The 6,838-nt window shown below is 37.9% G+C and carries 5 protein-coding genes; all 5 read left to right on the forward strand.

Annotated features, from left to right (window positions below; all coding sequences use genetic code 11):
• Positions 1 to 46 precede the first annotated feature (46 nt).
• The 5 genes from IV512_RS16295 to IV512_RS16315 all read left to right on the forward strand — a co-directional run bounded on the left by IV512_RS16295 (position 47) and on the right by IV512_RS16315 (position 6,513).
• The gene (locus tag IV512_RS16295) at positions 47 to 2,011 is read left to right on the forward strand and encodes a T9SS type A sorting domain-containing protein (RefSeq protein ID WP_209405263.1); all 1,965 of its coding nucleotides are present in this window, start codon (positions 47 to 49) and stop codon (positions 2,009 to 2,011) included.
• An 886-nt stretch (positions 2,012 to 2,897) separates the two neighbouring features.
• Positions 2,898 to 3,176 (forward strand): hypothetical protein, encoded by a 279-nt coding sequence (locus tag IV512_RS16300; protein ID WP_209405265.1) that lies wholly within the window; start codon positions 2,898 to 2,900, stop codon positions 3,174 to 3,176.
• 184 nt (positions 3,177 to 3,360) lie between these two features.
• On the forward strand, positions 3,361 to 3,585 hold the full coding sequence (locus tag IV512_RS16305; RefSeq protein WP_209405268.1) for a type II toxin-antitoxin system ParD family antitoxin: 225 nt from the start codon (positions 3,361 to 3,363) through the stop codon (positions 3,583 to 3,585).
• Entirely contained in the window at positions 3,582 to 3,878 is a 297-nt protein-coding gene (locus IV512_RS16310) for a type II toxin-antitoxin system RelE/ParE family toxin (protein WP_209405269.1), read from the forward strand. The genes IV512_RS16305 and IV512_RS16310 overlap by 4 nt, the downstream gene beginning before the upstream one ends.
• Positions 3,879 to 4,044: 166 nt before the next feature.
• The gene (locus IV512_RS16315; RefSeq protein WP_209405271.1) at positions 4,045 to 6,513 is read left to right on the forward strand and encodes a T9SS type B sorting domain-containing protein; all 2,469 of its coding nucleotides are present in this window, start codon (positions 4,045 to 4,047) and stop codon (positions 6,511 to 6,513) included.
• The last annotated feature ends 325 nt before the right edge of the window (positions 6,514 to 6,838 follow it).

Below are 6,838 nucleotides of genomic sequence, written 5' to 3' on the forward strand. Positions count from 1 at the left end.
CGCTCTTAATATTACCGGATTATTAAATCTTTCAAAAGAATCAGATATGAAAAACTTTACCCTCATTATGCTGTGCCTTTCTTTCACTACCTCTGTTTTGGCACAAAACACCTTTTTACCTTACAGCTCGCTGCACAGGGTCGAAGATAATTTGACTAAGCACCAAAAAAACATTTCCCTTTCAAAATCTATCTCTAGAACATTATCGGAGGATCAAGCGCATCCAGACATGAAATACATAGAAAGGTATGCCGTAACCGAAGAGTTGGGATATTCGCCGGGTAATTCCGGGGTTTGGACTGAACTTGCTAATAATGATAAACTATGGCGGTTAACTATAAAAAGTCCTGGCGCAAAATTTGTTAATCTTGTATTTGATAAATTTCATTTACCTCCTGGGGGGTTGTTACATTTTTACGATTCGAACAAATCTCAAATCATAGGAGGATATACAAGTGCCAATAATTTAGGCTCTCCGAGCCAGCCTGGTGGATATGCCAGTGGAATAATCAATGGGGACGAAATTACGATAGAGTATTATCAACCCAAAAATGTTGACCAGGATTTGATTTTGGATATTTCAAAGATAAGTCATGGAATAAAACCCGCCGACATTGAAGGAAGACTAAAGGCCGCAAGTTACAATAGTACATCACAACAAGACCCAAGCTTGAATTCTTCAGGTTCCTGCCAAGTCAATATTAATTGTTCCGAAGGCAACAACTGGAAGAACGAGAAAAGGGGAGTGGCCGTATTTTTCAACCAGGTCAGCTTTTGTAGTGGAAGTTTAGTGAACAACACCAGTGAAAATGGTGTACCATATTTTCTGACTGCCGACCATTGTCTTGGAAACAATGATGTAATCACCAATCCAAACGCATCCGGCTGGGTTTTTTATTGGAATTATGAACATTCAGGGTGTGCAAACAATTCTTCCAGGCCACCGCTGCAATCTACGGTCGGTGCAACGGTGGTCGCCAATGATGATAATTCCGATAACCTAAATAACGATTTCGCTCTTTTGAGGTTATCCGAATCACCGGTAACAAAAGGGTTCAATGTTTACTTTAATGGTTGGGACAGGACACAGAGCCCTTCCGCCGGAGGTGTCATGATACATCACCCAAGGGTCGACGTCAAGAAAATTGCGACATACTCAGTTGTTCCTCTCCCAAGTCAACAAGGATTTACCCCAGCCAACTGGGATATTAGGTGGGTGGCAACCCAAAACGGACATTCGGTCAGCCAAGGTGGCTCATCTGGTTCATCCTTGATTTCCAATAACAGAAGAATTTTGGGGGTTTTATCAAAACAAAATACGCCTTTTGGAACTGAATGTGCGAATGCAAGTCAACAGATATCGACCTTTGCCAGATTTCACTCCATGTGGGATAACCCTAATTCTACAAAACGGAGATTGAAAAACTGGTTGGATCCATCAGGGACAAATAGAAGTTACATAAACGGGAAACGTTTTTATCCAGCTACTGTTAACCTTACCATAACCTATTTAGAGTCGGATTTTGAAATGTATATCTCAGCCAGCGCTTCAGGCGGCACGTCACCTTACAGATGGTATATCAACGGGACCTTAAGAGGAACTACAACTGGCCCTAGTTTTTCCTATAGATATAGATGTCAAGGTGGAACGTCGACTATCGGTGTGATTTCGAACAACGGCGGGTCTGATACTGAAAGTTATTATGAAGATTGTAATGGGCGGTCTAACAAGACTGCTGTTTATCCAAATCCCGCTTCTTCCGAGATAAACATAGTCAGTCTAAAAAAAGGCGAACATACCAATGTTTCGAGTAACGATGACTCTCAATCTCGATACGGCGATATGGTAGTTGAAGTATTGGACATGAACGGGCAAAAAATAATGCATAGGGAATTTAAATCATACGTGTCTGAAAGAAAGATTGATGTCGACAACCTTAAAAAAGGCATTTATTTCATAAGGATCGTAGCTAGAGAATTGGATGAAACCCATCAAATTATCGTTGAATAAATAATTCTGAAACAGACTTGTTAACAAACAAAGCTCTCACGAAAGTAAGGGCTTTGTTACTTTTAGTATCTTTTTTATGTAAGCTCTTCAGCATTTTCCTGAGTTCTTTAAATAGAACCTTTTTCGGAACAACATATATTATTCATAAATTGAAAGTTCAATAAAACGATGAAACTCTACTGCTATATTCAAATGATTGTAGGTTATATTTTAATATTTATTGTTGCGCTATTTGCAACAAAACTGTCAATCATGGTCATAGAGGGCACACCAGTCACTGAAAATAGAACCATGTTTAGATACATGGTGTCGGGATATGGACTTCCGATACTTTTGGGATTTATTGTTCTCTCAGGGGCAATTATGGTAAATGGCGCCTTGAAAAATCTAAAGACTAAATAATCGATTTTCAAAAATACTATCCGAACAAGTCCCAGAACATGTCAGCGAACAAGTACCGACTAAGTGAGCGACCAAGTAACCGACCAAGTAGTGAATAGTTTGGATTTACTTATTTGTTGTATTTGGGTTGTTTTGAAGATTGATAAATCAGAAATAGTAACTTAGTAGAAAGCTAAAAAAAACGATGGAAGATTATAATAAGAACAAACTTGGACCTCAGATTTTTGGTTTCGTAATTGGAGCTTTGCTAACCTATTATATCTTGAAATCTTTGTTTTATATCTTGAAATCTTTGTTTTCGTAAAGTTCAAATAAAGGATTCCCTTAGGATTATATTTCCTAAGACATCATTATCAAAAATAATTGCGGTGCCTGCTATCTTTATAGGTTTACATAAATAGTGAATTACTTACAAATAGGTGGGATTTTTTGTAACTTTAAGCTCTTCCCCGCCGCCGTCCGTCAAATTTCAAAGTTTAAGGCAATGAAAAATAATCATTTAATTGCACTCATTAGGAACTATCAAGACGATTATTATACCAGACATAAGGCTACGGAAATTTTTGAAGAGATTACAAGTCTAAAGAATGAATTGATATTCCCTAAGGAGAAGTTCGCTCGTGAATTCGAGAAGGGTTATGAAATGTTAAGTCAGGTCCATACGATATCGGATATGGAAGAGTTTGCTTCTACTTATGCTTTAGCCTTGATGAGAATTGTTATGGCACTAAAAAAATCTCACAGAATCCGTAGCCTTATATGATTGCTATCTAAAGAAGTTTGTCTGTAACTTTCGATAAGGTATGAAATAAAGACATAACCTATCATTCTATTCATTTGACCAATCCAAGAATACAACAGAAAGTTCAAAAAAAGAATTTATCAAATATCCATATTTGCTAAATATAGACAAATTATATATTTTTGAGTGAGATAAAAAATTTGTCATGAATATTAGCTTCACAAAAAAACAGGAGGAATATATTGCCAAACAAGTAGCGACCGGTGAGTATCAGAACAATAGTGAGGTCATCCGAGATGCAATACGTCTGCATAGAATATACAGGGATAAGGTCATTGAGGATCTTAGAAGGGAGATTGAGAAGGGTTGGAACGGCCCCGAAAGTCCAAGAACAATGGATGAAATCATTGCTTCAAAAAAGAACGGGTGATAACAGGTTACGTTCTATCGAAAGAAGCGGACAATGACATTGAGAATATATTCGAATATGGTGAATACCGATTTGGGGCTTCCCAAGCAATCGAATACCTGATTGGCCTAAACGACCTTTTTAAAGCAATTGCCAAGAATCCTGATATTGGAAAGGATAGAAGGGAAATTAAAGAAGGCCTTTTTAGCTTTCCATACATGTCTCATATGGTTTTCTATCGTAAAATGGAAGGATACATACGTATAGTAAGAGTTTTGTACGGGGGAAGGGATTTGGTAAAGTTTCTAAGTTAAAAGTTCAAAAATAGGATACTATATATACGAGATATACGAGCCAAACCGTTGTAAAAAATTCAAATAACCTTTATTGCTGTAACTTCATCTAAAAAATTTTACAACACCCGCAATGGCCTTTAATTTGTTGCAACGTAACGCCTTTTTTGTTGCAAAGCGACGGCCAATGAAACTCAACCAAACTTTCACTCTTCTATTGATATTTTACATTTCTCTTGTTAATGCTCAAGATTGGCTTCAAAATTTTAAAATTACCGAAGAGCCAAGGATAGCCCTTAACGACTTCGGATCTGCTATTTCAACATTCGATGGTATTGTAGCATATGGTGTTGACCGAGCCCGTATTGGAACATTTGAAAAGGCAGGGAAGGTTTATCTCGCAAAAGCTGATTGTGAAGGCTGGTCTGTATATCAGGAATTAACCGCTCCTGCTCCAGCAGATTATGGTGGTTTTGGCAATCGTGTTTTGTTAAAGGACGATTGGCTACTTATTTCGGGAGCTGGTTTAATATTCGGTAACTCTTCGATTTATGTCTTTGAAAAAGGTGACGACGACATGTTCATACTTCGTCAACGAATAGACCACCCTGAGGGTAACGTGAATGAACGTTTTGGGTTTAATTTTGATTTGGGGGGAAATACCATGGTCATTACTGCAACCAACCGAAGCATTGTAGGCTCGGGCCATTATGCATATCCCTTGACCCAAGGCTGGGCCTACTCTTACGTCAATAATGGCGATGGAAATTGGCAGTACGTTCAAAAAATAGAAGCTAGTGATGGTGAACCCTTAGATCATTTTGGTCGTTCCATCAGCATAGACGATAACACTATGGTAATCGGAGCTCCTAGAGAGGGATCAAACCGCTCCGGAGCCGCTTATATTTTCGTGAAAAATGTAGCTACCAACACTTGGAACGAAATAAAAAAGTTAGTTTCAGATGACTACAGGGGCTTACAAATGAATTACGGACACAGTGTAAAAATTGAAGACAACATTATCGCAGTTTCTTCCTATCAAGACAAAAACTATAATTACGATAGTCTTGTTCCAGGAGTCACCAATAGTAATGGTGCTGTGTATCTGTATAGAACCGATTCAAATTCAAATTGGGTTCATTACCAAAAACTTACGATAACCGATGCCACCGCACTGGAATTAAAATTTGGAAGCGGATTAGAGCTTTATAAAGACCAATTAGCCGTTGGTGGTCAAGAATTGATTTATGATAACACAGGAGTATTATCGGATATGGACGCTAAAGTATATATGTTTAGAAAGGATGGCAATGATTTTTGGAATCCCTACCAGGTAATAGACCCCAATCAAAACTCGACTACCTACGGAGAGTCGATTTCCATTTATGAGCAGGATATGTTCGTAAGTGCACGTTGGGATAACTATGATGCCGATGATAAGAACTATATCAGTAGCTCGGGTTCTGTTTATTTATATAATACCTATGAATTTGAACCTACGGAAAAACCCGTTTTAAAGGCAAGTCCAACCATTAGGGCGTGTGCAGATTTAGGGAATGGCTTTTCCTCTGGTTTTGATTTATCGAACGTTGAAGAATCACTCCCAGAAAATATAAATGATTATGTTTTCTATTATTGGGACGGACAAGGCAATGAGCTGCCTTCCCCGCTTCCTGCCATTTACGCCAATTCTTCGCCTTATAGTGAAACCATTTCGGTGCGAATCGAAAACAAGAATAACCCACATTGTTTTGAAGAATCAGAAATAAAGTTAGAAACCATTTCACCATTCGAACTTAATGAAATACCCGATTTGTTAGCGTGTGGTGTAGATGGCTCCTCATTTGGACTATTTGACATTTCCAGTCTAAACGAAATGCTGGTATCGGAGCCTGACGAATATACTTTTTTGTATTACAATGAATTGGGTAATGATATTTCTGAAGCCATCGCTTCACCCTATCGAAATACGGTGGAGAATAGGGAAGAATTAAATATAATCGTTACCCATAAAAACACCTCCTGTACACAAGAACAAACCGTTTTCCTTAATGTGGTGAGAAGCGTTGCTCACGAGGTTCCAGAGTTATATTCCTGTACTACTGCCGTAAATGGAATGGTAGCTTTTGATACTAGTGGAATCCGAAACCAACTGCTTGGTGATCAAACCAATAAAACAATTCAGTTTTTTGATGAAAACAATGTATTGTTAAACGGTCCGTTGCCAAATCCCTACCATTTGAATCCGGATACAGTTCAAACCATTACCGCCGTAGTACAAGATGTTACCCACGGGTGTTCAACCGAAACTTTTATTACGTTTTCAAGCACTGATTGCCCAGATGATAGGGAGCCAGTAGATAATAGTCCAACTGAAGAGGAAGATAGCCTTTCGCTACTGGATATACCACCTTTTTTTACTCCGAATAGCGATGGGGTCAACGAAACTTGGTTTATTACTTCAAATTCCAAAGTAGTTGAAAATTATGTCATCCATATTTTTGACAGGTATGGCAAGCTATTAGAGATGATGAATATTAATAATTCATGGGACGGCAGATATCAAGGTCACGATATGCCGTCTTCCGACTATTGGTATAAAGTAACACTTAATAATTTGATTTTAACTTCAGGCCATTTTACTTTGAAACGATAACAGTAAATTTTTTCTATGGAATTTAAGTGGCATTTCAATGATTAGATCACATTCAAACGTAAAACGTTTAACAACATTGGCTCCAATAAAAAGCCTTAATCCAGTTCTCGAAAGTTCAAATAGAGGATTGTTTAAATAGTGGTATCACAATTTGTGACACCCTTAAAAATAAATACAAGTGAGCAACCGTAAATTCAATTATCCAAACCTTTTTATAAAAACCATATTTGGGATCAATCTCAAAAGTTGTGTGCGGATTGATATAGGAGTCCGATCTTTGCGTAAAAACGACCGACCTTGGAATTATCTACGGACCTATTGAAGC

Source organism: Pseudozobellia sp. WGM2 (assembly GCF_017810075.1).
Taxonomy (GTDB): domain Bacteria; phylum Bacteroidota; class Bacteroidia; order Flavobacteriales; family Flavobacteriaceae; genus JADNYK01.